Below are 470 nucleotides of genomic sequence, written 5' to 3' on the forward strand. Positions count from 1 at the left end.
TGGCTCTCCTGCGGATTGGCATTGAAACAATGGATACGCCCGGTCATGCAGTTTGCCGTGCCGTTTGCCATTTTGATTGCCGTCATGCAGCTTTGGGTGATGCCGTGGGCAGAGTTGCGCAGCCGCGAATATGCCGAAATCTTGAAGCAGAAGCAGGAATTGTCTTTGGTGGAAGCCGGCGAGTTCAATAGCTTGGGCAAGCGCAACGGCAGGGTTTATTTTGTCGAAACCTTCGATACCGAGTCCGGCATCATGAAAAACCTCTTCCTGCGTGAGCAGGACAAAAACGGCAACGACAACATCGTTTTTGCCAAAGAGGGCAATTTTTCGCTGACCGACAACAAACGCACGCTTGAATTGCGCGACGGCTACCGTTACAGCGGTACGCCCGGCAAAGCCGATTACAACCGCGTTTCTTTCCAACACCTCAGCCTGATTATCAGCACCACGCCCAAACTCATCGACCCTGT

Annotated in this window: 1 protein-coding gene; it reads left to right on the forward strand. The window is 52.8% G+C overall.

The window, feature by feature from the left end; genetic code table 11:
• Positions 1-470: LptF/LptG family permease (locus ACTHSP_RS21835; RefSeq protein WP_440346988.1), on the forward strand; the 470-nt coding region annotated here is incomplete at both ends.

This window comes from Neisseria sp. P0001.S005 (assembly GCF_051963715.1).